Origin of the sequence: Belliella alkalica, from assembly GCF_022549785.1 — a bacterium.
Classification (GTDB): Bacteria; Bacteroidota; Bacteroidia; order Cytophagales; family Cyclobacteriaceae; genus Belliella; species Belliella alkalica.
Genome location: NZ_JAKZGO010000027.1, coordinates 17,681 through 43,903, shown reverse-complemented (window position 1 = coordinate 43,903; position 26,223 = coordinate 17,681). Strand labels below are relative to the sequence as shown.

Below are 26,223 nucleotides of genomic sequence, written 5' to 3'. Positions count from 1 at the left end.
ATATTTCTCGTTTAATCGGTAAATATTCTACAGCAACTTGTTTCTATGGTATAGGTCAAAGTTATCTATACTACTGCGCAAAAGCTATCGCAGCTGATTGAAATGAATTAAAATTTTGTTATAAATGGATCCTGTTAAAAAGCAATTATACAGATACAATTTTTAGTAATCAATATTTCAAATGCATTATATTTATCGCTAACCGAAAAGGGTATAGTTCCCAAACTGATCCATGGGTGATGTTTTCTTTAGGACTGAAGGTGTGTCATTATTGACTTGATTAACCAGTGGAGATACTGAGTAAGTTATCATTTCTGTAGCTTTGTAGGGAATTAACATATCTATCAATTCTTCCTCTGTAGTGTATGGGTCTAGCCACTTTTTTTCATCTTCTTTTTTAAGAATCACTGGCATTCTATCATGAACATCTTTCACTAAGCCATTAGCTTCTGTTGTCAATATCAGAAATGTGTGGTTGGATTCCCCTTTGTCATTCTCAAACTCTTCCCATATTCCTGCAAATGCAAAAAGACTTTCATCCGATAAGGTAAATCTGTAAGGAGTTTTAGTTTTTTTTCCAACTTTTTTCCATTCAAAAAAGCCATCCGCTGGGATAAGACATCTTCTTTTCTCAAAAGACGACTTAAAAGATATTTTTTGGTTAACGCTTTCTGCTCGGGCATTGATGAGCTTTTGGGAGACAGGTTTATTCTTCGCAAAATCAGGAGTGATTCCCCAATAAAAAAACGAGAACCCTTTTGGACTTTCTGATGTCAATACTGGAAGTAGCTGGGTGGGCGCTATATTGAATCGTGGTTTGAAATCTCCTAACATTTCTGCCTGAAATCTTTCTTCTAGCTCTATTTTACTTTTACTGAGTGAGTATCTTCCGCACATGGATTTGATATTTTGATAAATTTAAAGATCTGTATTCATAAATTCAAATGCCCTCTTTTCTGACCAATATATTTCTGAACGATTTCTAGGGCTAAATCCAACATGGCCTCCATGTTTCGGGAATTCCATCCAAATGTTTGGCAAGGACTTTCCCTTATTCACAGGGAAACATTTTTCACTTAAGAATGGATCGTTTTGTGCATTCAATATCAATGTGGGGATTTCTATTTGGTCTATGAAATAAAGGGATGAATTTTTTTCATAATAATCATGGGCGTCCTTAAAACCGTGTATCGGACCTGTGAAAAAATCATCAAAATCTTTTAATGTTTTAATTTTTCTCAATAGACCAACAGGGATTTCATCTGGAAAAACGAGTGATTTTTTGATGATTTTTTCCTTTAAGGTATTCAGAAACCTTTTTGAATAGACGATGTTTTCTCTCGAAGAAATTTTCGTACAAGAACTTTCTAAGTGCAAAGGGACAGAGATAGCCACAGATTTTTTCAACTTTGGATTTCTAGCTCTTTTTTCACCCAGATACTTGAGTGTAAGATTTCCACCTAGACTAAATCCTACCAAATAGATTTCATCATATGATGTAGCAGCATGATCTATCACAGTATCAAGATCATAGGTCGCTCCAGAGTGGTAGAATATTGGTTTGTGGTTCATTTCTTCACTACATCCACGAAAATTCCAATTCACTACATCAAAACCTTTTCCGTAAAATTGATTTGCCATTCCCAACATATATGGTCTTTTACTATTTCCTTCAAGACCATGACTAATTATCACAAGTTTTTTACTTCCTTTTCTTAACCAATCCAAGTCCAAGAAATCACCATCTAGCGTCGCAATCCTTTCTCTTTCAAAAGGTAACGAAATCGCACTTCTAAATAAACCAGGAATGATTGTTTGCAAATGTCCGTTGAATAACCATTTGGGATTAATGTAATCTATCTCTTTAATAAGGGGCATTTTTGTCTCTTCTCGATAATTTGATTTTTCTAATCATGAAAATACTATTATTAAATTTGAATAAAGACAATTTAAGAACTATTTTTGACCTGCTTAAAAATTGACTAGGATACTAAAAAGCTTATGGCCGAAATAATAAGAATGCCCAAGATGAGTGACACCATGGAAGAAGGGGTGATCGCAGCGTGGTTGAAGAAAGTAGGAGATGAAGTGAAACCAGGTGATATTTTAGCTGAAGTGGAGACTGACAAAGCTACTATGGAACTTGAATCTTACGAAGAGGGAGTTTTGCTTCACATTGGTGTGGAAGAAAAAGACGCAGTACCTGTAAATGGTGTGATTGCGATAATTGGTGAAAAGGGAGAAAACATTGACGATTTGCTAAAAGAGGCAAAAGGTGAAGGTGGTTCTTCTTCATCTCCAAAAGAAGATAAGAAAGAAGACAAAGAAGAAGAAGTCAAGGAGAAGGACGAAAAGAATGGGAAAGAAGACTCCAAAACTGAGGATAATTCAAAAGGGGAGAAGATAGATACTTCCGATATCAATGCTCAGGTGATCACAATGCCTAAAATGTCTGACACGATGACAGAAGGTGTGATTGCAACATGGTTGAAGAAAGTAGGTGACGAAATCAAGGCTGGAGATATCATTGCCGAAGTAGAGACTGACAAAGCTACAATGGAGCTTGAGTCTTACGACGATGGTATTTTGTTGCATATAGGTGTTGAAGCTGGTGAAGCAGTAGAGATTGATGGAGTGATCGCTGTAATAGGTGAAAAAGGAGCTGATTTTGAGACATTGATCAAAGCCCATAGTTCTAAGGGAAGTGATTCTAAGGAAGCTCCAAAGGAGGAAAAGAAAGAAGAAAAAGCTCCAGAAAAGAAAACTGAAGAAAAGAAATCAGAGGATAAAAAATCAGAAGAGCCGACTAAATCCAGTACTTCGGATAGCAATGGTTCTGATGATGGAAGATTGAAGGCATCTCCACTAGCCAAAAAATTAGCGTCTGAAAAAGGTGTTGACATCAAATTAGTGAAAGGTTCTGGTGAAGGTGGAAGAATAGTTAAAAGAGACGTAGAGAGTTTCGATCCAGCTTCTGTCAAGGCACCAACACAAGAAAAAGCAACTACCACTGCTGCAGCACCTGCTATAGGTCAAGAATCTTTCAAAGAAGAGAAAGTTTCCCAAATGCGTAAAGTGATTGCAAAAAGATTGGCTGAAAGTAAGTTTAATGCACCTCATTTCTACCTTACCATGGAAATCAACATGGATAAGGCCATAGAAGCAAGAAAAAGCATGAATGAAGTCTCTCCAGTGAAAATTTCTTTCAACGATATGGTGATCAAAGCGGCAGCTGCGGCTTTGCGCCAGCATCCAAAAGTGAATTCTTCATGGTTGGGAGATAAGATCAGGTACAATGATCATATCCATATCGGTATGGCTGTGGCTGTAGAAGAAGGTCTATTGGTGCCAGTGATCAGGTTTGCCGATAGTAAGTCTCTTTCACAGATTTCCAATGAAGCAAAATCTCTTGGAGGAAAAGCTAAAACCAAAGAATTGCAACCAAAGGATTGGGAAGGCAATACCTTTACGATCTCTAATTTGGGGATGTTTGGAATCGACGAATTTACTGCGATAATCAATCCGCCAGATGCATGTATCATGGCAGTAGGAGGGATCAAAGAAACCGTAATTGTGAAAAATGGCCAAATGGTAATAGGCAATCTTATGAAGGTAACATTGTCATGTGATCATAGAGTAGTGGATGGAGCTGTAGGTTCAGCATTCCTTCAGACTTTCAAAGGTCTATTGGAAGATCCAGTGAGAATACTGATCTAATCGATAAAAATTTAATATGTCAAAAAGTCCTGTTTCGCAGGACTTTTTGGTTTTTGTATAGTTATTGAATAAAAAGGATTAGAAATATAATTGAAATAAAGTTGAAATAAGATTGCTGCAAAATTGATAAACCACCTATTAGGAACGGTTTACATTTTTAATACAGAAAACATGTATTTTGGTTTTCTAATCTTAAATCTTACGTCTAGTGTCTTACATCTAAAAAAAATGGAAAAATTAAAATCAACCACCGTAGTGGCAATCAAGCATAACGGAGAAGTAGTGATCGGTGCAGATGGTCAAGCTACTTTGGGAAATACAATTGCAAAAAGCAGTGTCAATAAAATCAGAAGACTTCAAGGAGGAAAGATTGTGACAGGATTTGCAGGATCTACAGCAGATGCATTTACGCTTTTAGAAAAGTTTGAAGAGAAGCTTGGAGCTTTTGGGAATAATATGAAAAGAGCTGCAGTGGAACTTGCCAAAGAATGGAGAACAGACAGAATGCTTTCCAAACTCGAAGCGATGATGATAGTAGCAGACTCTCAGGATATATTGATTATTTCAGGGACAGGAGATGTTATTGAGCCTGATATGGAAATAGCCACGATAGGTTCAGGAAGCATGTATGCGCAGTCTGCGGCTAGAGCTTTGAAGAAGTTTGCTCCACAGCTGACGGCTGAAGAAATGGTAAGGGAAAGTCTTGGGATAGCTGCAGATGTCTGTATCTATACCAATCACAATTTGGTGGTGGAGAAAGTAATTGGTTAATGTTTTTTAGTTCTTTTGGGGAAAACATCACTTGTTTTTCTCAAAAGAACGGATGTTTTTAAATTTCTGAAGGAAATAAATGAAATAAACCTAACCAAAAAATCATTAACTTTAAGGATAATAATACCCTAAGAGATGGATATTGCAATCAAGTATAAAATCATATCTGAAATCATCAAGAGTAATGATGAGCGAGTTTTGAATGAGGTGAAATCACTTTTAAACATTGAAGATGAAGTGGATTTTTGGCAAGAATTGAGTGCCGATGACAAAAAGGCAATTAATGAGGGGTTGGAGCAGTTGGAAAAAGGCCAATTTGTTTCCCATGAATCAGTCCGTGATGAGATAAGAAGAAAATTCAATTTTTAGATGAAACTACCGATCCGATATTCCCTTCGGGCGAAACATGAAGAGATAGAGTTGCTGGAATATATTTCTCTGAAATTCAGTCTTGATAAAGCAAAGGAAATTTATTTGAAAATCGAAACTACATTAGAGCAAATATCGAAATCTCCAGAAATTTATCGAGAATCTAGTAGGAAAAAAGGATTGAGGAAATGTGTGTTTAGCAGACAAACGAGTATTTATTATCGAATTAAGGAAGATTACATAGAGATAGTGAGCTTTAGGCCCAATCGCATTGACCCTAAGAGTTACAAGCTTTAAAATGCGAAATGAAATCTGGAATGACAAAGTTTAATTTTCAATATCGCTTCTTAACCGTACTTTACAATTTCAGATAATCAAATTCATTTATTTTATCTTTTATTTTAAACCTAGAGTGTCTTTTTCGGGTTAACATGATAGCAAATAAAAGCATCATGGAAAAAACAACCGCTAAGAAAACTACAAAAATAGATATCAAAGGTAAAATTGTATCGGGCTACGTTAATCATGTTTTGGAACATGGGTACGAACCTGTATCTGTTTTCAAATTTGCAAAGGATCTTAAGATGAAGGAGGAAGATTTTTATAATTACTTCACTTCTTTTGACTCGATCAAAACTGCGGTTTGGTCACAGTTGTTTGAGGCTACTGTAGAAAGTATAGAATCTCAGGAAGTTTATAGAGAGTACTCTGCAAGAGAGAAATTGCTAAGCTTTTTGTTTACATGGATCGAGGAATTGAAGAAAAACAGATCTTACCTTTTGTCTTTGTACGGCAGCAAAAAGGATATCAAAAGTCTTTTACCCACCGAAGTGAAAATCTTCAAATCAAAATTTAAAGATTTTGCCAACGAGATTATTTTGGAAGGTAAAGAAACCGAAGAAATTGCAAGCAGACCAATTTTGAGTGATCGCTATGACGATGCGTTGTGGTTTCAGGTTTGGTTTGTATTTCAATTTTGGCTGAATGATACATCCCCAGCTTTTGAGAAAACAGATGCAGCCATTGAGAAATCAGTGAATTTAGCATTTGATCTGATGGGAAAAAGCGCATTGGACACGTTTATAGATTTTGCAAAATTCATGTATCAAAACAAGTAATCTAGGAATTATGGAGAGTAAGGTAAAAGAGCAGCAAAGTATTCCTACATCAAAGGTACAGAGAGCGGCAAAGTTTATTAGTACAGGCGCCAAAGTAGGTGGTAATTATGTAAAGCATTATGCAAAAAAAGTTGTGAACCCTTCAATGACAAAGGAGGAGCTTCATAATAACAATGCAAATGATATTTATAACTCATTGAGTGAACTGAAGGGTTCGGCGCTAAAAGTGGCTCAAATGATGTCTATGGATAAGAATATCCTTCCAAGAGCATATCAGGATAAATTTACAATGGCACAATACAGTGCCCCACCATTATCTTACCCGCTTGTAGTAAAGACTTTCCAAAAGTATTTTGGCAAGACGCCAGAGTCAATTTTCGATACTTTCACCAAATCTGCTGTAAATGCAGCTTCCATTGGGCAAGTACATCAAGCTACACAAAATGGTAAGAAATTGGCAGTAAAAATCCAATATCCTGGAGTGGCTGACTCAGTAAGTTCCGATCTGAAATTAGTACGCCCATTTGCATTGAGATTACTAAATATGAATGAAAAGGAACTAGATCATTACATGGAAGAGGTTGAGGAAAAACTGCTCGAAGAGACAGATTACACCTTGGAGGTAAAGCGCTCAAAGGAAATTTCCAAAGCCTGTTCTCATATCAAAGATCTAAATTTCCCGGATTATTATGAGGAGTTCAGTGCAGAGCGAGTGATTACGATGGATTGGATCGATGGTAAGCATATCAAAGAATGGCTTGAAACCAATCCTTCTCAAGAAGATAAAAACAGAATAGGTCAAGCCTTGTGGGACTTTTACCACCATCAAGTTCATAACCTAATGCAAGTGCATGCAGATCCCCATCCTGGGAATTTTATTATCCAGAATGATGGAAAATTAGGTATCATAGATTTTGGTTGTGTTAAAGTGATTCCAGAGGATTTCTATAAAGGTTATTTTTCATTGATCAAAAGAGAATTGTTGATCAACGAAGATGAACTCAATGAAATTTTCTATGGATTGGAATTTATCAGTGATAAGGATACTCCTGAAGAAAAGATTTATTTCAAAGGTGTGTTTAAGGAAATGATTTCTCTTTTGGGGAAACCTTTCCACGTCGAAACCTTTGATTTTGCCAACAATGAATATTTTGAGCAGATATTCAAACTGGGTGATAGGATTTCCAATGATAAGATGTTCAGAAAATCAAGACAAGCTAGAGGTTCGAGACATGGTCTTTATATAAATAGAACCTATTTTGGAGTTTATAATTTACTTAACCAGCTGGAAGCGAATATTGTCACCACAAAACCTGAATGGTTAGAGTAGGAATTTGAATATTGGAATTTAAAAAACATGATTATCCGTAATCATGCCACTAATTAATTAAACGATTGTTTTTTGGCAAACTGATACTAATAGATATTGGATATTTATTGATATTAGTTCGAAATCACAGTTTAATTCAATTATTTAGATTCTACTGGTATGAAAATAGATATACATATTAAAAAATAAAAGGCGACCATTTTAGGTCGCCTTTTTTAATTCACCAATCCTTCTTTTCTTAATTCTTTTTTCAATGCATCCACATATTCTCTAGCAAATCCACTGATATCGTCAGGATTCAATGTTCTTGATTGTGCGGACCAAAGCAATTTTAGGGATTCTGAATCATACAGATTTGTTTCCATAAAATATTTTTTGTCAGTTGTATAATATCCCTGATTCCATCCAGCACCATGCCAGTGATTAAAGTATCCTCCAAAATTTCCATAATAACCGAACCTGCCCATTGGAGCAAAACCAGGGCCGATTGGGCCACCTTGAACGTAACGTTCTTCTTCTTCTACATCGATCAATGTGATCGTTAGAATAGCTTCAGAATTATTGGTTTGCATTGCTTCAAGGATTTGATCCTTACTTGGTTCGCTGGAATCAAAGAAGTCAGGAGAAAGTACGTCCAAGCTTTTTGTTGTAACAACAGCACGGTTTTGTAGCCTTGAAGCAAATTCATTTTCTAGGTTTTGCCGTATTTGCAAATCTTCTGACAATGCTGCTATAAATATATTGGAGTAATTTGTTTTCGCTTCATCAGCTTTCCAACTTGCGGTAACTTGAGTGGTGGGTGAGCATCCCCAAAGCATAATTATACTTATTAGGGCAATCATTATTGACTTTTTCATGGTAGTAGTTAATTGATTAAACAAATGTTTTTTCAATAGTGCTACTCAAAAAAGTGCAAACCCTATTCCAAAATGTAACTTTGGAAGGAAAATAGAGTAATAATTGGAATTAGTAGGAGAGTGGTTTATATTTTTTTTTTCCAGAACTGCCACCATCTTTTTCTGTTTTGTATTATGATAATCTCGCCAATCAATTCCTCTTTGGATTCCTCCATTTCAAAGTCTTGAAATACTGGGAGTTGATCTTTTTTAAATTTCATTGAAATAGTTTCATAACCAATGAAACGAACTTCTATTTCATTTTTTTTTCTTTTCAAGTCATTTGGGATATCAATTTTAAACTTTCCTTCAATACTTGATGTGGTTCCTACTTGTGTGTTTTTAAGCAAAATCACTGCTCCAGGTATTGGCTCTCTTGTAATTGCATCAATTACTTTACCTGAAATAAAGCTTTCTGAATTATTATTTTTTAGAACTTGAAAATCTATCCTGAGCAATTCTTGAGAAGTCTGTCCTATAGTATAATTTTTATCTTGAGGAATTTGATTTTTGGCGTTGATTTTATCAGTCCCAGTAAATAGAAATAATCCTGTTATTACTTTAAATGCTAAAGAGTGCTTATATGTTCTCGCTGCATCGAAAAGATGACTTTTATGATGTTTGTTTATTTTCCCACAAACTTTTTGATTGCTTTTGTTCATGTATTTAAGAATTTCTTCATTCGATAAATTTGTAAAATCGAGTACTGTCGTTTTACATTTTGAACAAAATCCACCATTTTCATTGATAGAAAGAGAATCCCATTTTTTATCACAGGGGTTCTTGATTGATATTTTTAGATTTTTATTCGCCACAATTATTGAATTTTTGTCACATTCTAAAAATCTTTATCTTTTTACTTTCTTTTTATTAAATTGATCAGGAACAGCTAGATTAAATTCCCCATTTTTACTAGTAACAGTTCCAACAACAGATTTTTGAATTAGTATAGCGACACCTTGAAGGGTTTTTTTTGAATGGCTATCTACAACTATACCTTGAATTTGACTTTCCGTATTGTTATTTTTAAGTACTTGAAATTCTAAATTGTCATAATTTTGATTTATTATGAAGCTATTGGTATGTGTAAATTGATTTTTTGCAATTGATTTTTTAGATCCCACAAACAAAAAAAATCCTGCTAAAATTATAAAAGTTAGAGAATGTCTGTAAGTCCTTACCACATCATAAAAAAGATTGTTTTGATGTTTGCTTAATCTTTTACAAACCTCTTGATTTCTAGCTTTTTCATCCAAAGAAAAAGAATCATATATTTTATCAAAAGGCTTCTTTCTGAGTATTTTGACGTTTCTATTGTCCATATTTTTTTAATTTTTGTTAGTATTTCCTCCTGAAATTATTTGATACTTTTTTTATTGATTTCTCTTTATTTCCGTTAGCCATTCAATTGCCTCCCGATAAAGATGCGGAACAGGCTTTTCAGGGCAAACATATAATTGAATTCTTTTTAGACACCGGGTCATGACCCGAAGCTTGGATCATAAGTCCCTCCAGGGCATGTTCTCGGTTCTTGATTCTCTTTTCACACTCTTGTCTCAAACACTAGCCTCTCGTTTCTCTGACTCTCGCTTCTCGTCTCTCTTGCTTCTTGTCAGAGATTCCTCTCATTTCCCATATCTCACATCCTAATCCCTCAATAACCTAATTTACTGATAGATTTCTATCAAGAAATCATTGTCGTTCTAAATCTTAATTCTTCAATCTACATTCTATAATCATCACTTCTTATAACTGATCCTATAGATACAATTAGACATGTCATCAGACACCAAGATGCTTCCATCAGCGAGTTGAAGCACATCCACTGGTCTTCCCCAGACTTCTTGGGAATCTTTATCCAGCCAACCTTCAGCAAAGACTTCTTCTTTCACAACTTTATTTTGGCCATTAATAGTTATGTGTGTTAGTTGATACCCTACTTTCTTGCTTCTATTCCATGATCCATGTTTGGCTACAATGATATTATTTCTGAATTTTTCAGGAAATTGTGAACCAGTGTAAAAGCGCATTCCCAAAGGAGCAGTATGTGCACCCAGCTTTGCAGCAGGGGCAGTATAAGCATTTTTTTCTTTTCCTTTATTTCCAAATTCAGGATCTTTGACATCTCCTGCATGCCAATATGGATAGCCAAAGTGCATTCCTTTTTGTGGAGCATGGTTAAGTTCGCAATCAGGGATATCATCACCCATCATATCACGCCCATTATCTGTAAACCATAATTCTTTTGTGACAGGATGCCAATCAAAACCTACCGAATTACGGACACCTTTTGCAAATATCTCTGGCTTGATGGAAGCTGAATTCACATCGATTCTTGTGATGCTGGCAAATATTTCATCTGGTTCACAAATGTTACATGGTGCTCCAACAGGGACATATAATTTCCCATCAGGCCCAAATGCGATAAATTTCCAACCATGATGTGCTTTGTCGGGAAATTGGTCAAAAATCACCTCTGAACTTGGGTTTGAGAGGTTTTTTTCAATGTTTTTGAATCGATGAATTTTGCTCACTTCAGCCACATATAAATCTCCATCTTTGAAAGCAACTCCATTTGGCATTCTAAGTCCTTTTGCCAAAATGAATTTTTCATCGGCCTTTCCATCTTTGTTATTATCCCTGAGTGCATATACTTTGTCTCCCTGTCTATTTCCTACGAACACGGTTCCGTTATCACCCAAAGCCAGAGACCTTGCATTAGGGACATCCTCAGCCCACACCGAAATTTCAAAATTTGGAGGCAGTTTTATGGTTTCTAATTGGATATAATTATTTTTATTTTGACCATTACAAGCTATGGAAATCATCATAGCAAGTAGGAGAGGGATGTTTTTGAGCATGGTTAGTTGATTTGCTTTGATATTAAATATCATCATTTTCTTTAAATTTTCCAGCATCTTTCTATATCAATGGTAGATTGCCTATTTTTGCGCCATGTTATCTATCAATAATCTTTCGTATTTCATCGGAGGCAGGGCACTCTACGAAAATGCTTCTCTACATATAAAACCAAAAGACAAAATAGGACTAGTTGGTCTCAATGGGACAGGCAAGTCAACTTTGCTAAAAATCATCAATGGTGACTATCAACCTTCCTCAGGCGAAATTCAAAAAGCCAAGGATTGTACCATCGGTTTTTTGAACCAAGATTTGCTCTCTTACCAATCTGAAGACTCAATTTTGGATGTAGCTTTGGAAGCATTTAAAGATACTTTGAAGTTACAAGAGGAAATTGATGCTGTTCTAAAGCTTATGGAAACAGATTATTCTGATGATGTAATCAATAGACTGGCTAAGCTTCAGGATCAATTTGAAGCCAATGAAGGCTACACAATCAAAGCAAAAGCTGAAGAAGTCTTGGAAGGAATAGGTTTCAATACAAAGGATTTGCAGAGACCACTTAAGACTTTTTCTGGAGGTTGGAGAATGCGTGTGATGCTCGCTAAGCTTCTTTTGGAAAAGCCTTCTCTATTGATGCTTGATGAACCTACCAACCACTTGGATTTACCTTCTATTCAATGGGTAGAAAATTATTTAAAAACTTACGAGGGTGCGGTGATTGTTGTATCTCACGATCAGGATTTTTTAGATAATTGTATAGAATCCACTGTAGAGGTTTCGCATGGTAGCTTGACTCTTTATTCTGGAAATTATTCATTCTATAAAGAGGAGAAAAAGGAAAGAATGGAAATCCAGCAAAATGCTTATGAAAACCAACAGCAAATGATCAAACAGACGGAAAAGTTCATTGAGCGTTTCCGTGCCAAAGCCACTAAGTCTAATCAGGTGCAATCCCGTGTCAAAGCACTGGATCGGTTGGATAGGGTAAATGAAGTTGTTGATGATAATATTTCTGTGAATTTCAAATTCAAATTTTCCCAGAAATCAGGGAGAGAATTAGTTTCCTTGGAAAATGTCTCCAAATCTTATGGAGATTTAGTCATTTTGAAAAATTCTACCGCAAGAATTGAGAGAGGTGATAAAATAGCACTGATAGGTGCCAATGGAAAAGGAAAGTCAACTTTGTTAAGAATTGTGGATGGTACCGAACCGATAGAAGGAAAGCGAGAACATGGTTTCAATGTAATCAAGTCCTTTTATGCGCAGCATCAATTGGAGGCTTTGAATGTCAACAATGAAATTCTTCAGGAAATGGGTCAAGCAGGCTCAAAGAAGACAGAACAAGAGTTAAGAGGTGTTTTGGGTTGCTTTTTGTTCTCAAATGATGATGTATTTAAAAAAATCAAGGTTCTGTCAGGAGGCGAAAAATCAAGAGTAGCCCTAGCAAAAACCTTAATTTCAGAAGCAAATTTTCTGCTTCTCGATGAGCCTACCAACCATTTGGATATGCAATCTGTCAATATATTGATCCAAGCTTTGGAACAATATGAGGGTACATTTATCACTGTTTCCCATGATAGGCATTTTATAAAAGGTGTGGCAAACAAGATTTGGTACATTGAAAACCATGAAATAAAAGAGTACTTAGGGACGTATCAAGAGTATGTGGACTGGAAAGAAAAGCAGGAAGCTACCAGCTTACCAAAACAAGTGAAAGTTGATGCTCCAAAGGTCGAACCAAAGAAACGTGAAGTTAGCAGTCCTGAATCCAATCTCCTAAAAAAGGAGTTGAAGAAAAAAGAACAGGAATTGGAGAAAATCGAAATTGAAATATCCAAGCTTGAAGCTATGAAATTAGCTTTGGAAGCCGAAATGGCCAAGCCGGAAGTATACTCAGATATTGAAAAATTAGAGAAGTTGAATCAGGAGTATACCAATCTGAAATCAAGAGAAGCTTCTCAAAATAAAGACTGGGAATATTTGGTTGAAGCGATCGAAGATCTTCAGGAGCAAGTTTCATGATAGAATTTTTTCATATCAAGACAATGTGTTGGATCGAGAATAAAACGTAATTGAAAATTTTATTTAATGCCAAATTCCTGTTCTGGAGTTTGGCATTATATTTTCCTATATACTTTACAATTATTATATTTTCCTGATTTTTGTCAAGAAACAAACAAATGTTTACATTGGATAAAACTGTAAAGAAGATGTAATCAATAGATTAAATTAAATAAACAGAAGATGCTAAAAAAAATCCTACTATTCACTTTTTTAATTGTTTCAATCTCACAAGCGATAGCACAAGATGTTTTGGTTGACAAAGTATTCGAAGAAAACATTCAGTCGGTTAGGCTTTTCCCTCAAACACAAGACTTTGGTAGCCAAATGAGTTCGCCTGCGATCTCTTTGCAAGCTGCGACGCCACTATTGTTGTCATTTGATGATATTGCTTATGATCCTGATATGTATTCCGCCAGGATTATCCACTGTGATATGGATTGGACACCATCCGATTTGAAGGAGAATGATTATTTGGATCAATTTAATGAGTTCAATGTCAACGATTACAGTTATTCCATAGATACAAGGATTCCGTATATACATTTTAATTTTGTATTGCCGCGCGTAACCAAAAGTGGCAACTATGTAGTGCAAGTATATCGAGCAAGAGATACAAATCAGACGATTCTTACGAAGAGGTTTATGGTTTTTGATAATTCCATACAAATAGGAGCAAAGGTCGTACCTCCTAGTCAAACGGAATTTAGGAGAAAACAACAGCAGATAAATTTAAATATCAACTATAAGGCAAGGGAAGTCTTGGATCCCAGAAATAGCCTAAAGGTATTGATTCGTCAAAATCAAAGATGGGATAATGTAAAGACAGATCTTGTTCCAACGATGGTTCGAGAGGATTTGAAGTCTATGGAGTATCAACTTTTTGATGGGACAAATGCTTTTTTTGCAGGAAATGAATTTAGATTTGTAGATCTACGCTATGTCCGCGCAAGAGGTAATAATGTGGCGAAGATTGAAATGGAAGAAGATGCAGTATTTGCCGAGGTCTTGACTGAGAAAGCTAGGCCTACTGCTGTCTATTCCCAATACATGGATCTAAATGGTCAGTATGCCATTTTTAATTTCGAGAGACAAAATCATGACTTGGAAGGAGAGTATATTTTGGCTACGTTCAACCTTGCTTCAGAAGGGATAAAAGAAACCCCGTATTTGATTGGAAGTCTTACAAATTGGGGGTTCCATCCTGATGCAAAAATGGAGTTGAATTCAAAGACAAAAACCTATCAGACAACTTTATTATTGAAGCAGGGGTGGTATGATTATCAATTTGGATATTTGACAGAGGAAGGGTGGAACATGTCACCAATAGAAGGAGACCATTTTGAGACAGAAAATGAATACGAAGTTTTTGTTTACTTTAGAGATGTAGGCTCTAGGTATGACGAATTGGTAGGATACGTCAATGTCAATCCCAATAAAAGGAGACTTTGAATAGAAAATTCAAGACGCAAGAGTCAAGACTTGAGACACAAGATGCAAGTAACGAGTTTCTACAACTACGTCACCTCGACGACAGGAGAGGTCTCGTCCCTATTGGAAACTGGAAAGTTATAATTGAAGTTGGGGTGTGGTATTCAGTATTAGATTTCGCCCTTTAGTCGAAATGACTTCCCTATAAAAAGAGAGGTTAAGTAAAAAAAAGTGTTAACTAATTTCAGGACGTGACAAAGACTTGAAATTCAAGACATCAATATTCATTCAACCACGAAGTGCCTGCCTGCTGCAGGCAGGGTTAAACTTTAAATAGCTCCGTATGAAATGCGGGGGAATGAAGATGATGGAGAGGAACCCACAACCCCAAATTGGTTGAACTCCTCCAATTGAAGGCAAAAGTGTCAATTAATTTCAGGACGTGATAGGTTTTAGAATTTAATGTGTTATTCTGGATTTTTACCTCAACAAAAAAAATAGCCCAATCGATTGATTGGGCTATTTAAGTTAGCAATTAAGCTTCTTCGGTTCCTTGTTCTCCTTCTCCTTCTTGAGGTTTTACTCTTTCTTGAGCTTTGTAAGGAATAAATCCTTCTCTCTTGAATTTGTAAGGTTCAGTTCTTTGGTTATGACCGTGGTTTGCTAAGTCTAGCATTCCAAAGCCCTTGTGGGTGAAAGCACCCAAGCCACATTTGAACACGAAATCCTGTACTTCTGGAGCAGCATATAATGTGAAAGGAAGTGTATATCCTCTTACTTCATACTTGACATCCATGTCGTAAACAGAATAGATTCTAGCAAATTTCTTTTGCTGTTCTCTTAGCTTATTTACATAGTTCATATCAGGAACGACTTGAAACTTGTAGAACGATTCCATCTGCTCTTGGGAATACCAACCTGATCTTTCCATTCTGGTCAAAGTAGATTCATAAAGCAGATCAGAAAATTCATCTGAATCTGGATTGATAAATCTTTTACCTGACTCGTCATTGAATGATGGGGTCAATAGTACCAAAGGAGAGATACAAACGAACTTGTTTGAAGTCTCTAATTCTGGCTCTGTCTCTTGCTCCGTGTATTCAGGAGAGATAACAAGATTTCCAAGCTCAATTTTCGGAGTTGCAAATACTTGCTCAAGTAGATAGTCAATAAATTCTTCATTGGGTGATGAAAGCACTAGAGTGACTAAGCTCGAGTAATAATGTAATCCGCTTCTACTTACTTTAGTCTGACCTTTTAGGCCAGAGAAGTTGAAGTAATTGTAGTTGAAAAACTCCTCACGTCCACCTTTTACGATAAGACCCTTGAGAAATTGCGCCAGAATGTACTGGTGGTGAAATGGTAAATAAGCACCTTTGTTTTTTAACGAAAATATTAATCTTATTCTCACAGTTTTTAAAAATAAAATTGAAACAATTAATTAATTTGACTTGATATTATAATTGTATTTTAATTACGGGTTCTTGCAAAAGTACAAATTTTTTTCAAAGTTTTATCATACATTGAACCTAAAATGCATAATATCACCATCTTGGACTATATATTCTTTTCCTTCAATAGCGATTTTACCATTTTCCCGACATGCAGCTTCTGTTTTAAACTTTTCATATTCAGGTAGTTTGATGACTTCAGCCTTGATAAAACCTCTTTCGAAGTCAGTATGAATCACACCAGCTGCTTGAGGCGCTTTCCAACCTTTTTTTATCGTCCAAGCCCTAACTTCTTGTACTCCTGCCGTAAAATAGGTGATTAAATTAAGCAAAGAGTAAGCTCCTGCTATCAATCTGTTCAATCCGCTTTCTTCCAGTCCATATTCTGAAAGAAACATTGCTTTCTCATCTGCATCTTCAAACTCTGCAATTTGAGCCTCCAACGCTGCACACAAAATGATTACTTCCGCATTTTCTTCTTTGACATCTTCTTTCAGTTTTTCAACAAACTCATTTCCTGTCAAGATACTTTCCTCGTCAACATTGGCGACATATAGTACAGGTTTTATAGTCAAAAGATGCAAGTCTCTCACAGCTTCCAAATCTTCTTTTTCTACGTCAACAGCCCGGGCGTTTTTTCCCCCTACCAGTGCATTTTTGAAAAGCATCAATGTTTCCAATTCTTTTCTAGCTTTGGCATCTCCTGATTTTGCGATTTTTTCAACCTTCTGGATTTTCTTTTCTACAGACTCCAAATCTTTCAATTGAAGCTCTGTATCAATCACTTCTTTGTCAAATACAGGATCTACACCACCAGCTACATGCACAATGTTGTCATCATTGAAACATCTGATTACGTGAATAATTGCATCAACTTCTCTGATGTTTGCCAAAAATTTATTGCCAAGTCCCTCACCTTTACTAGCTCCTTTTACAAGTCCCGCAATATCCACAAATTCAATCACAGTAGGCAATACCCGTTGTGGAGAAACAAGGTTTTCGAGAATTTGAAGTCTTCTGTCGGGAACTGTTACGACGCCAACATTTGGTTCGATTGTACAGAAAGGGAAATTTGCTGCTTCTGCTTTTGCACTTGATAAAGCATTGAATAGGGTTGATTTTCCAACATTGGGTAGTCCAACGATGCCACACTGTAAAGCCATTATGAATTTTTTATAATTTAAATATTTTATATGCTTTATACCCTTTGTAGAATTCCATGATGGCTACTCTAAATACGGTATAAACTGGTATTGCGAAGATCATTCCGGGAATACCGGCGATTTTTGCTCCCGCAAAGATAACAACAAAAATCTCAAGTGGATGCGCTTTTACAGATTTAGAAAAAATCAAAGGCTGTAAAATGATGTTGTCAGTCAATTGAACTACCGAAAAAACTGATAATACCTTGATGATGAACAATGTGACATCTGTTGATTCTCCAAAACTTGAAGTAGTTAACCCAACTATAACACCAAATGTAGCCCCCAAAATTGGACCGGCATATGGAATTAAATTGGCAACTGCTGCAAAAAAAGCTATTGTCAAGGCATACTCAATTCCCAAAATTGATAAACCTACTGATGCAATGGTAAAGATTGCTGACATCTGTATCAGTAATCCTATCAAATAGTAGGATAGCAACATTTCAATTTTATTGAATGTAGATACATAAAGTTCAAAATATGAATTAGGTACCAAATTAATGATATTTCTCCTGAGTAATCCGTTTTCGAGTAGTAGGAAAAAAGTAATAAAGGTGATTGCCATTACTCCAACCAATATGCTGCTTGTAGTATTTAAGACAGTATTTACAAAACCTTGGATGTTAATTATATTAAAATTTGAAATCAAATTTTCTCTTACTTGTTTTATCAAAAACCCTGGTTCACTATTGATCAATTGATATCTTATGAGTAAATCTTCAACTTTACCCGCAGGATTCTGAATCTGTTCATACAGAAACTCCAAATCATACGTGGCAATAACTTGAATTTGTGTGCTTATTAATGGTACAAATAAAAGCCCAACGATAACAATGAAATTTACGATCACAAAAAAGGAAACGATAATTGCAAACCACCTAGGGATATGCCTTCCCATCAGATGTATGGAATTTATTCTGTTTGTTAGGGGACGTAAAACTGCGGATAAGATTATCGAAAAAATGATGTAGAATGCAATATTAGAAAAGTACCAACCTATTATAAACAATAGAATGGTAAAAAATGAAACATAAATGAATACTTTTTTCATGGATCAAAATAAAAAAGAGAAAGAAACAAATGAAAGATGAGGGTGCATCTTCCTAATATAAACAATTTAATTGTTTATTGTTAGTTTCTTTCTCGGTTATGATTTGAGTGTTCAGAAGAGGATTAATCCCACTTCAGTTCATCATCATATTCTGATTCTGTCTCTTGCTCATCAAACTGAGAGAAATCAAAATCAGGTAAAAGGTCATTTTTCACATGATCTACAGCACCTTGCAAAGCTTCGATAAACTTCCCGAAATCTTCTTTGTAAAGGAAAATCTTGTGTTTTTCAAAAGTGAATGATTCACCATTCATTCTTCTTTTACTTTCTGTGATGGTAAGATAATAATCGTTTGATCTGGTTGATTTTACATCAAAGAAGTAGGTTCTCTTACCAGCCTTTACTCTCTTAGAGAAGATCTCTTCTCTGTCATTTCCTCTGTTGTCTTCCACAGCCCTAAGTTTTTGTTGTTTGTATTTAGGAATTAAATCAAGAGGCAAGATAAATGAATTCATCATAGAAATTCAATAGCTAAAACAGTTTTTTTAGATAACATGCTGATTTTTATCTATAAACTGTTAAAAATCAATTGAATCTGCCCAAAATCAAAAAAGAGGATCTAGTCCTCTTTTTATTCTCCATGCATGAAAACTTTCTTTTCAAGTAGTGTTTCCTCAGATTCACGGTGGTCAGGATCATCTACGCAGCAATCAACAGGACAAACTGCTGCACATTGCGGCTCTTCGTGAAAACCTGTACATTCAGTACATTTTTCAGTAACGATGTAATAAAATTCATCTGATACTGGCTCTTGTTTCTCAGTAGCATCTACTACCGAACCATCTGGTAGTGTGACTTCCTTTAATGTTGTACCACCTGCCCAGGTCCATTCAATTCCACCTTCATATATTGCTGTATTCGGACATTCTGGTTCACATGCACCACAATTGATGCATTCATCCGTAATCATTATTGCCATGGCTTACTTTTGTTTTTTATTATTATCATTCAAAATTAATACGCAAATAACATAACCACCAAAAAAAAGTTGTCATGCTAAATAATTTATATTTAATCTAACTAAGATTTTTTTCTCTTAAATAAGATAACTTTGCGCTTCAAAGATAGTGAAATGACATTAGAAGAAAGAATTTTAGCCTTCGATCAATTAGGAAAAAGAATAATTAATCTCGAATCTCAGGAGTTTGAAGCTTTGGCGTGGAGAGTTGAGAATAATAATAGCTGGTTTACTGCCGAACATACAAAGTCCGCTTTAGATGGGCTAGTGGTTTTTTTGGATCTAGAGAATCTTCATAAATGGCTTCAAAAATATCCAATCGATGAAATTCAGTCGCAAAAAGAAGTAGGGATTCTTATGGCAGGTAATATTCCAGCAGTTGGTTTTCATGATTTTTTATGTGTTTTGATTTCTGGTCATAAAGCTGCCGTAAAGCTTAGCTCTTCAGATTCTGTTTTGATTAAATGGCTTGCAAATGAACTGATTGCAATTCAGCCGTTGTTTGAGAATTTCATAAGTTTTGAGGAAATGCTCAAGCATAAAGATGCCTATATTGCTACAGGAAGTGATAATTCAGCTAGGTACTTTAATTATTACTTTGGGAAATATCCTAGTATAATTAGAAAAAACAGGACTTCCATTGCTGTTTTGGATGGAAGTGAAAAAACTGAAGATTTTGTTGCTTTGGCTAAAGATATATTCCAATATTTTGGATTGGGTTGTAGAAATGTGTCAAAAATTTATGTGCCTAATAAAAATATTTTAATTGATTTTTTGGATGCAATAGATGGCTTTCAGATCATAGCTAGCAACCATAAATATATCAATAATTATGACTACAATAAGTCTATTTACTTGGTGAATGGTGAACACCATTTAGATAATGGATTTCTTTTGTTGAAGGAAAGCAAGGATTTGGTTTCTCCAATTTCAGTTTTGTATTTTGAAATTTATGATAATTTGGATTCGTTGAATTCAGATCTTTCGTTGATTAAAGATAAAATCCAATGCATAGTAAGTAAAGATGCTTGGTATCTTGGAAGCTCAGGCTTTGGGAAAGCGCAGAATCCTGACCTTGATGATTATGCAGATGGAATTGATACATTGAAATTCTTGACAGAACTATAATTTAACTTTCTCACTGAAAAGTGGCAAAGAAAATTCAAACTTACTTCCTTGATTCAATTCACTTTCTATAATTAAAACACCACCGTTTTTTTTGATGTAGTCTCTCACGAGAATCAAACCTAAGCCAGTCCCTGTTTCATTTCTCAGCCCTGTGGTGGTAAAACTTAATCCTTTTTCAAGTTTTTCTAGATTTTCTTTAGCTATACCTGCACCTGTGTCGATGATTTTCACTTCTACTTCATTTTCTTTTTGGGTAGCTTGTATGGCAATCAAATCACCGTTATTCGAAAATTTCAATGCATTGCTGATTAAATTTCTAATGACGAGATCTATCATATGCTTATCAGCATATACTAAGAGATCATTTTCTACCTTAATTTCAAATTCAATATTTTTTTCTTTTGCCAAATTTTCGAAGAGCAAATATTGTTGGTTTATAAGATTTGTGAGGTTAAACTTTTTCTTATCGACATACTCTCCCTTTAGTTGGGTAGAAGTCCAGGCTAATAAATTTTCCAGCAGGAGGGAGACAGAGTCCATGTTTTTTGAAACTTCTGGTAGAATGTTGATGAATTCTTCTTGGCTTATAGTACCATCAGCTGTCAGTTTGATCAATTCTCTTACTCCCAAAATTGGTCCTTTCAGATCGTGAGAAATAATTGAGAATAATTTGTCTTTTAGATTATTTAATTTTTGAAGCTCTTCAGTTTGTTCCATCAATTTCTCTTTGATGTTTTTTTCTTCAGTTACATCATCAAACTGAAGTAGTAAACCACTGAAAATGCTCTGTTTATTAAATAAAGGAATGAATTTGATGTTAAAATTCCTTTGTGTAAATGAAAAGTGCATACGTAAATCAATTACACATTTTTTTTGGGCATTTGCTCTGTTGATTATTTCTTCATAATCACAAAAAATTGTATTTATCGACTTGCCTATCAGATTTTTTTTGGGTTTGCCCAATATCCTCAACATGGATGGGTTGAAATCTATAACCCTATTCTTTGGATCAAGCACCATTATACCTGTGGTCATTGCATAAATTACACGGTCTCTTGCTATAGGTTTGATATCAAAAAGGTCAAATTTCAAGAGTCCAATGCCTATTATGATATATAGAAACAAAAAGGAGTAGGGAGTCAAATCAATGTGCTCAAAAGGCCTGTAACCTAGAAGGTACATCATATTGATAACCCATGGAAAAAGACCACTTGCGATGATGACATAAGTTTGATTTTGAAAGATTGGCTCTGTGTTTTTAAATCTTTTGAACAAAATAATATTCCCAAGTGCTAAGGCTATGTAGAAATAGATCGTGTGAACATAATACCAAAAGCCAGGGGTGATTTTTAATAAAGGGAAGGGGCCATCAAAAGAGACTTCTACATTTGCATAATGCATGTTGTGATATTCATTTGTGAATACCATAATATAAGTTGTCAATGGAATTACAGAAATCAAGAAAAACACATTTTTTGTCTGCCATTTTTCTAATCCTGAATATTTGAAGCAGAACCATAACCAAGATGCTGGAACCAATGATATACCGATGTATTCGATTTTTATCCAAAAAAGCATAGATTCTAATGAAGTACTCGCAAGTTCAAAGCCATATGCTATCGACCAAGTTGAAACAAATAGCATCGTAAATGCAAACCATCTTATATAATCGTTCAGCCTAAAAATAATTATTGAAGATAAGACCGTTACAATCAGACCAGAAATCAGGAGAGTTAAAGAAAAAACATTGAAGTCTAGGTTCATTTATTCTTAATAGAATTATATAATTCTTTTTAGGGGCTAATTTACGATAATTTTTTATTGTTAGTTTTAATTTTAATTTTTAAGATTATTTATCATTCAATAATTTCTTTTAACTTTTAGCTAAAAATAATCAGACCTTGAACAATTCACTGAAAACATCTTTATCTCCAACATTTGTAATAGCGCTGATTCTAAGTCTGATCGTACTTGTACTAGCGGTAGGATTCACCCAACCGCAAGAATTTTCGACAATTTCATATACTTTAGAAGTTTTGAAATTTTGGCAAAAAGGATTTTGGGGGTTACTAGAGTTTACTTTGCAAATGGTGCTTATTCTTGTTTTTGGGCATACTTTAGCGATATCAAAGCCTGTAAATAGGCTTTTGATAAAGATATCAAAAAAAGTAAAAACTAATACGCAAGCTGTGCTGATTACTGGTATTACAGCAATGGTTGGAGGTTATATCAATTGGGGTTTTGGACTAATTCTCGGAGCCGTTTTAGCTAGGGAAATAGGAAACAGAGCAAGAGATTCTGGGTTACAGATCAACTATCCCTTAGTCGCAGCTTCAGGCTACTTGGGAATGCTGGTCTGGCATGGAGGACTTTCTGGTTCTGCACCTTTGAAAGTAGCCGAAACGGGACATTTTCTCCAAGATCAAATCGGAATCATATCAATTGGAGACACAATCTTTTCCAAATCCAATTTACTGATTAATTTAATTCTTGTAATTGTGATTGGAATAGTCCTTTTGATTCTCTCCAAAAGAAAAGTTCAGAAACTGTTTTATCCAATCAAAACTGAAAATAATGTTTCAGCAAATGGCAAAGATAGTTTAGGTCTATTCCTAGGTTTATTTATTTTACTGCTGGGGATTTCTGATTTTTTTCTCTCTCCTCAAGCATTGGTTTTTTTTGATTTGAACTATGTGAATTTTATGCTTTTTGGCGCTGGATTGCTACTTTTCAAAAGTCTTTCTTCATATATTGAAGCTATAAAAATCGCATTGAGCGGAGCCGTAGAAATAATTTTGCAATTCCCTTTCTATGCTGGGATATTAGGTGTCTTGCAGTTTTCCGGCCTTTTGGTTTTATTTTCAGAGTGGATGATCGGTGTTTCGACAGGAGAGACATTTCCTTTACTTTCGTTTGTGAGTGCAGGATTGGTGAACCTTTTCATTCCATCGGGTGGTGGCCAATGGGCTATTCAGGGTCCAATTATAATGGATGCGGCCGTAAAATTGGGACTCAAGCCAGCCAATTTGGTGATGGCATTTTCCTATGGGGATCAGATTAGCAATATGCTCCAGCCATTTTGGGCTTTACCACTTTTGTCAATAACTGGGGTTGCTGCAAAAGAAATTCTACGCTATACTTTTTTCTTCTTTTTAGCAGCATTGATTGTTTTTGGTGTTGCTGTTTTCTTTTTATTGTAATTTTCCTTGATGATGATTTTAGAAAGCCTGTCTAGATTATAGCTTTGAAAAGCTGTAAAGTAGCTTAAATGATCACCTAAATTTCAAAGGATTTTTTGCACCAAAAATCAGAAATTAAGGCTTTACAGTGTTGAGTTGAATCAAGTAGATTATTTTAAACATTGGACTTTTATTTCCTGAAATTAAAGGATAGTCTAATTTAACCCTTTTTTATAGTCTATATAAATTACCAACTCTAATTTCATTTTGCTTCTATTTTTGCCCTAATTTTTTATCTTTGCGATCGATTTAAATAAACCTTATCAACACTCTAAACCATACATTTCCAATGGCATTTGATATAGAAATGATTAAGGCGGTCTATGACAAATATCCTTCAAGGATAGCAGCTGCTAGAAAAGCGGTAGGAAGACCTCTTACATTGACAGAAAAAATATTATACGCTCATCTCTCTGAGGGTGAGCCAAAATCAGCTTATGAAAGAGGAGTTTCCTATGTTGATTTTCAGCCAGATAGAGTTGCTATGCAAGATGCAACAGCTCAAATGGCACTTTTGCAGTTTATGCAAGCTGGACGGGATCAAGTAGCAGTACCTTCTACTGTACATTGTGACCACTTGATACAAGCTGAAGTCGGAGCAGTAGCTGATTTGACAAAGGCAAAAGACAAAAACAGAGAGGTTTATGAATTTTTATCCTCCGTTTCGAATAAATACGGTATAGGTTTCTGGAAGCCAGGAGCTGGAATTATCCACCAAGTAGTACTTGAGAATTATGCTTTCCCAGGAGGCATGATGATCGGTACTGATTCACATACACCAAATGCAGGTGGACTTGGAATGATCGCAATAGGTGTAGGTGGTGCAGATGCATGTGATGTGATGGCGGGTCTACCTTGGGAGCTGAAGTTTCCGAAATTGATCGGTGTGAAGTTGACAGGTAAATTGTCTGGATGGACTTCAGCGAAAGATGTAATTTTAAAAGTGGCTGGTATTCTAACTGTTAAAGGTGGTACTGGAGCTATTGTTGAATATTTTGGTGAAGGAGCAAATTCCCTTTCTGCAACAGGAAAAGGAACAATTTGTAACATGGGTGCTGAGATCGGTGCGACAACATCTATTTTTGGTTATGATGAAAAAACAGCAGCATATCTAAATGGAACTGACAGAGCAGATATCGTTAGCTTAGCAGATGGTATCAAAGAATATTTGAATGGAGATGATGAAGTGTATGCAAACCCTGAGAAATATTTTGACCAAGTAATTGAGATTAATCTTTCTGAATTGGAGCCGCATGTCAATGGTCCATTTACACCAGATTTGGCTTGGCCATTGTCTAAATTTGCTGCTGCAGTGAAAGAAAATGGATGGCCTGCAAAATTGGAGGTAGGTCTGATCGGTTCTTGTACTAACTCTTCTTATGAGGATATTTCCCGTGCAGCTTCATTGGCACAGCAAGCAGTAGACAAGAAGTTGGTAGCAAAGTCTGAATATACAATCACACCAGGTTCTGAGCAAGTAAGATTTACTGTAGAAAGAGATGGTTTCTTAAGTATTTTTGATCAAATGGGTGGTGTAGTATTGGCGAATGCTTGTGGCCCTTGTATTGGTCAGTGGGCTAGACATGGTGCAGAAAAGCAGGAGAAAAATTCAATCATCACTTCTTTCAATAGAAATTTTGCAAAGAGAGCTGATGGAAATCCAAATACACATTCATTTGTAGCTTCTCCAGAGATCGTAACCGCTATGGCCATTGCGGGTGATTTGACTTTCAACCCAATGACTGACTCTCTTACAAACGAAGAAGGTGTACAAGTGAAGCTTGAAGAGCCATCTGGCTTGGAACTTCCTACAAAAGGTTTTGCTGTAGAAGATGCAGGATACCAAGCACCGGCGGAAAAAGGATCTGAAGTGAGTGTAATTGTAGATGTCAATTCTGAAAGACTTCAACTATTGGAGCCATTTGCTCCTTGGGAAGGTACCGATTTGACTGGTTTGAAACTTTTGATCAAAGCTAAAGGAAAGTGTACTACTGATCACATTTCTATGGCTGGTCCTTGGTTGAGATTTAGAGGTCACTTGGATAATATTTCCAACAATATGTTGATTGGTGCTGTAAACTACTTCAACGAAGAGACTAACAAAGTTAAAAACCAACTTAACGGCGAATATGGTGAAGTACCTTATGTACAGAGACAATACAAGCAATTTGGTGTAGGTTCGATCGTAGTCGGAGACGAAAATTATGGTGAAGGTTCTTCAAGAGAGCATGCTGCTATGGAACCAAGGTTCCTAGGTGTGAGAGCGATTTTGGTGAAGTCATTTGCACGAATTCACGAAACCAACTTAAAAAAACAAGGAATGTTGGCTTTGACTTTTGCAAATCCAGCTGATTATGATTTGATTCAAGAAGATGATAACATTGATATCGTAGGTTTGGATTCTTTTGCGCCAGGATTACCATTGACGGTGGTCTTGAACCACGCTGATGGAAGCAAGGATGAAATCAAAGTGAACCATACTTACAATGCAGGTCAAATTGGTTGGTTTAAGGCAGGTTCTGCTTTGAACTTAATCAAAGGAGAAGCGTAAGATTCAATAGTTTTATATATTAGTA

General features: G+C 35.6%; 23 protein-coding genes. 11 read left to right on the top strand and 12 right to left on the bottom strand.

The window, feature by feature from the left end:
- Positions 1–198: 198 nt before the first annotated feature.
- Positions 199–897: an SOS response-associated peptidase gene (locus MM213_RS19380; RefSeq protein WP_241414541.1), complete on the bottom strand. Its 699-nt coding sequence runs from the start codon at positions 895–897 to the stop codon at positions 199–201.
- Between the two features lie 21 nt (positions 898–918).
- Positions 919–1,878 carry a YheT family hydrolase gene (locus MM213_RS19375; RefSeq protein WP_241414540.1) on the bottom strand — a complete coding sequence of 320 codons (960 nt, stop codon included), beginning with the start codon at positions 1,876–1,878 and terminating at the stop codon, positions 919–921.
- A 123-nt stretch (positions 1,879–2,001) separates the two neighbouring features.
- Between MM213_RS19375 and MM213_RS19370 the strand changes: the two genes are divergently transcribed.
- The 6 genes from MM213_RS19370 to MM213_RS19345 all read left to right on the top strand — a co-directional run bounded on the left by MM213_RS19370 (position 2,002) and on the right by MM213_RS19345 (position 7,305).
- Positions 2,002–3,717, top strand: a complete 1,716-nt coding sequence (locus tag MM213_RS19370; RefSeq protein WP_241414539.1) for a pyruvate dehydrogenase complex dihydrolipoamide acetyltransferase — start codon at positions 2,002–2,004, stop codon at positions 3,715–3,717.
- Positions 3,718–3,945: 228 nt separating this feature from the next.
- On the top strand, positions 3,946–4,488 hold the full coding sequence (gene hslV, locus MM213_RS19365) for an ATP-dependent protease subunit HslV (protein WP_241273614.1): 543 nt from the start codon (positions 3,946–3,948) through the stop codon (positions 4,486–4,488).
- A 135-nt stretch (positions 4,489–4,623) separates the two neighbouring features.
- Complete coding sequence (locus MM213_RS19360; protein WP_241414538.1) at positions 4,624–4,857, top strand: hypothetical protein; 234 nt, start codon at positions 4,624–4,626, stop codon at positions 4,855–4,857.
- Positions 4,858–5,154, top strand: a complete 297-nt coding sequence (locus MM213_RS19355; protein WP_241414537.1) for a type II toxin-antitoxin system RelE/ParE family toxin — start codon at positions 4,858–4,860, stop codon at positions 5,152–5,154.
- 155 nt (positions 5,155–5,309) lie between these two features.
- Positions 5,310–5,975, top strand: coding sequence for a TetR family transcriptional regulator C-terminal domain-containing protein (locus MM213_RS19350; protein ID WP_241414536.1), 666 nt, complete (start codon positions 5,310–5,312; stop codon positions 5,973–5,975).
- 10 nt (positions 5,976–5,985) lie between these two features.
- Positions 5,986–7,305, top strand: coding sequence for an ABC1 kinase family protein (locus MM213_RS19345; protein ID WP_241414535.1), 1,320 nt, complete (start codon positions 5,986–5,988; stop codon positions 7,303–7,305).
- Positions 7,306–7,520: 215 nt separating this feature from the next.
- On the opposite strand, the gene MM213_RS19340 is transcribed toward MM213_RS19345, so the two are convergent.
- The 4 genes from MM213_RS19340 to MM213_RS19325 form a co-directional block, all read right to left on the bottom strand.
- Positions 7,521–8,162, bottom strand: a complete 642-nt coding sequence (locus MM213_RS19340; RefSeq protein WP_241414534.1) for a hypothetical protein — start codon at positions 8,160–8,162, stop codon at positions 7,521–7,523.
- Between the two features lie 125 nt (positions 8,163–8,287).
- Complete coding sequence (locus MM213_RS19335) at positions 8,288–9,016, bottom strand: carboxypeptidase-like regulatory domain-containing protein (RefSeq protein ID WP_241414533.1); 729 nt, start codon at positions 9,014–9,016, stop codon at positions 8,288–8,290.
- 33 nt (positions 9,017–9,049) lie between these two features.
- Positions 9,050–9,523: a carboxypeptidase-like regulatory domain-containing protein gene (locus MM213_RS19330; RefSeq protein WP_241414532.1), complete on the bottom strand. Its 474-nt coding sequence runs from the start codon at positions 9,521–9,523 to the stop codon at positions 9,050–9,052.
- A 417-nt stretch (positions 9,524–9,940) separates the two neighbouring features.
- Positions 9,941–11,032 (bottom strand): PQQ-dependent sugar dehydrogenase, encoded by a 1,092-nt coding sequence (locus tag MM213_RS19325; protein WP_439647572.1) that lies wholly within the window; start codon positions 11,030–11,032, stop codon positions 9,941–9,943.
- Positions 11,033–11,156: 124 nt separating this feature from the next.
- Here MM213_RS19325 and abc-f point away from each other — a divergent pair, with 124 nt between their 5' ends.
- Both abc-f and MM213_RS19315 read left to right on the top strand, forming a co-directional pair.
- Entirely contained in the window at positions 11,157–13,085 is a 1,929-nt protein-coding gene (gene abc-f / locus MM213_RS19320; protein ID WP_241414530.1) for a ribosomal protection-like ABC-F family protein, read from the top strand.
- A gap of 222 nt (positions 13,086–13,307) precedes the next feature.
- A complete protein-coding gene (locus MM213_RS19315; protein WP_241414529.1) occupies positions 13,308–14,576 on the top strand; it encodes a type IX secretion system plug protein in 1,269 nt (422 codons plus the stop codon).
- 514 nt (positions 14,577–15,090) lie between these two features.
- Here MM213_RS19315 and cas6 read toward each other — a convergent pair.
- The 5 genes from cas6 to MM213_RS19290 form a co-directional block, all read right to left on the bottom strand.
- On the bottom strand, positions 15,091–15,966 hold the full coding sequence (cas6, locus tag MM213_RS19310) for a CRISPR-associated endoribonuclease Cas6 (protein ID WP_241273605.1): 876 nt from the start codon (positions 15,964–15,966) through the stop codon (positions 15,091–15,093).
- A gap of 105 nt (positions 15,967–16,071) precedes the next feature.
- Positions 16,072–17,169 (bottom strand): redox-regulated ATPase YchF, encoded by a 1,098-nt coding sequence (gene ychF / locus MM213_RS19305; protein ID WP_241414528.1) that lies wholly within the window; start codon positions 17,167–17,169, stop codon positions 16,072–16,074.
- A gap of 10 nt (positions 17,170–17,179) precedes the next feature.
- Positions 17,180–18,262 (bottom strand): AI-2E family transporter, encoded by a 1,083-nt coding sequence (locus MM213_RS19300; RefSeq protein ID WP_241414527.1) that lies wholly within the window; start codon positions 18,260–18,262, stop codon positions 17,180–17,182.
- A gap of 122 nt (positions 18,263–18,384) precedes the next feature.
- Positions 18,385–18,714, bottom strand: coding sequence for a DUF3276 family protein (locus MM213_RS19295; RefSeq protein ID WP_241414543.1), 330 nt, complete (start codon positions 18,712–18,714; stop codon positions 18,385–18,387).
- Between the two features lie 179 nt (positions 18,715–18,893).
- Positions 18,894–19,241 (bottom strand): 4Fe-4S binding protein, encoded by a 348-nt coding sequence (locus tag MM213_RS19290; protein ID WP_241414526.1) that lies wholly within the window; start codon positions 19,239–19,241, stop codon positions 18,894–18,896.
- Positions 19,242–19,394: 153 nt separating this feature from the next.
- On the opposite strand from MM213_RS19290, the gene MM213_RS19285 reads away from it, so the two are divergent.
- The gene (locus tag MM213_RS19285) at positions 19,395–20,408 is read left to right on the top strand and encodes an acyl-CoA reductase (protein ID WP_241414525.1); all 1,014 of its coding nucleotides are present in this window, start codon (positions 19,395–19,397) and stop codon (positions 20,406–20,408) included.
- On the opposite strand, the gene MM213_RS19280 is transcribed toward MM213_RS19285, so the two are convergent.
- Positions 20,403–22,172, bottom strand: coding sequence for a sensor histidine kinase (locus MM213_RS19280; protein WP_241414524.1), 1,770 nt, complete (start codon positions 22,170–22,172; stop codon positions 20,403–20,405). The genes MM213_RS19285 and MM213_RS19280 overlap by 6 nt on opposite strands.
- A gap of 137 nt (positions 22,173–22,309) precedes the next feature.
- Here MM213_RS19280 and MM213_RS19275 point away from each other — a divergent pair, with 137 nt between their 5' ends.
- Both MM213_RS19275 and MM213_RS19270 read left to right on the top strand, forming a co-directional pair.
- Entirely contained in the window at positions 22,310–23,608 is a 1,299-nt protein-coding gene (locus tag MM213_RS19275; protein ID WP_241414523.1) for a TIGR00366 family protein, read from the top strand.
- Positions 23,609–23,936: 328 nt separating this feature from the next.
- Positions 23,937–26,198, top strand: a complete 2,262-nt coding sequence (locus MM213_RS19270) for an aconitate hydratase (RefSeq protein WP_241414522.1) — start codon at positions 23,937–23,939, stop codon at positions 26,196–26,198.
- The last annotated feature ends 25 nt before the right edge of the window (positions 26,199–26,223 follow it).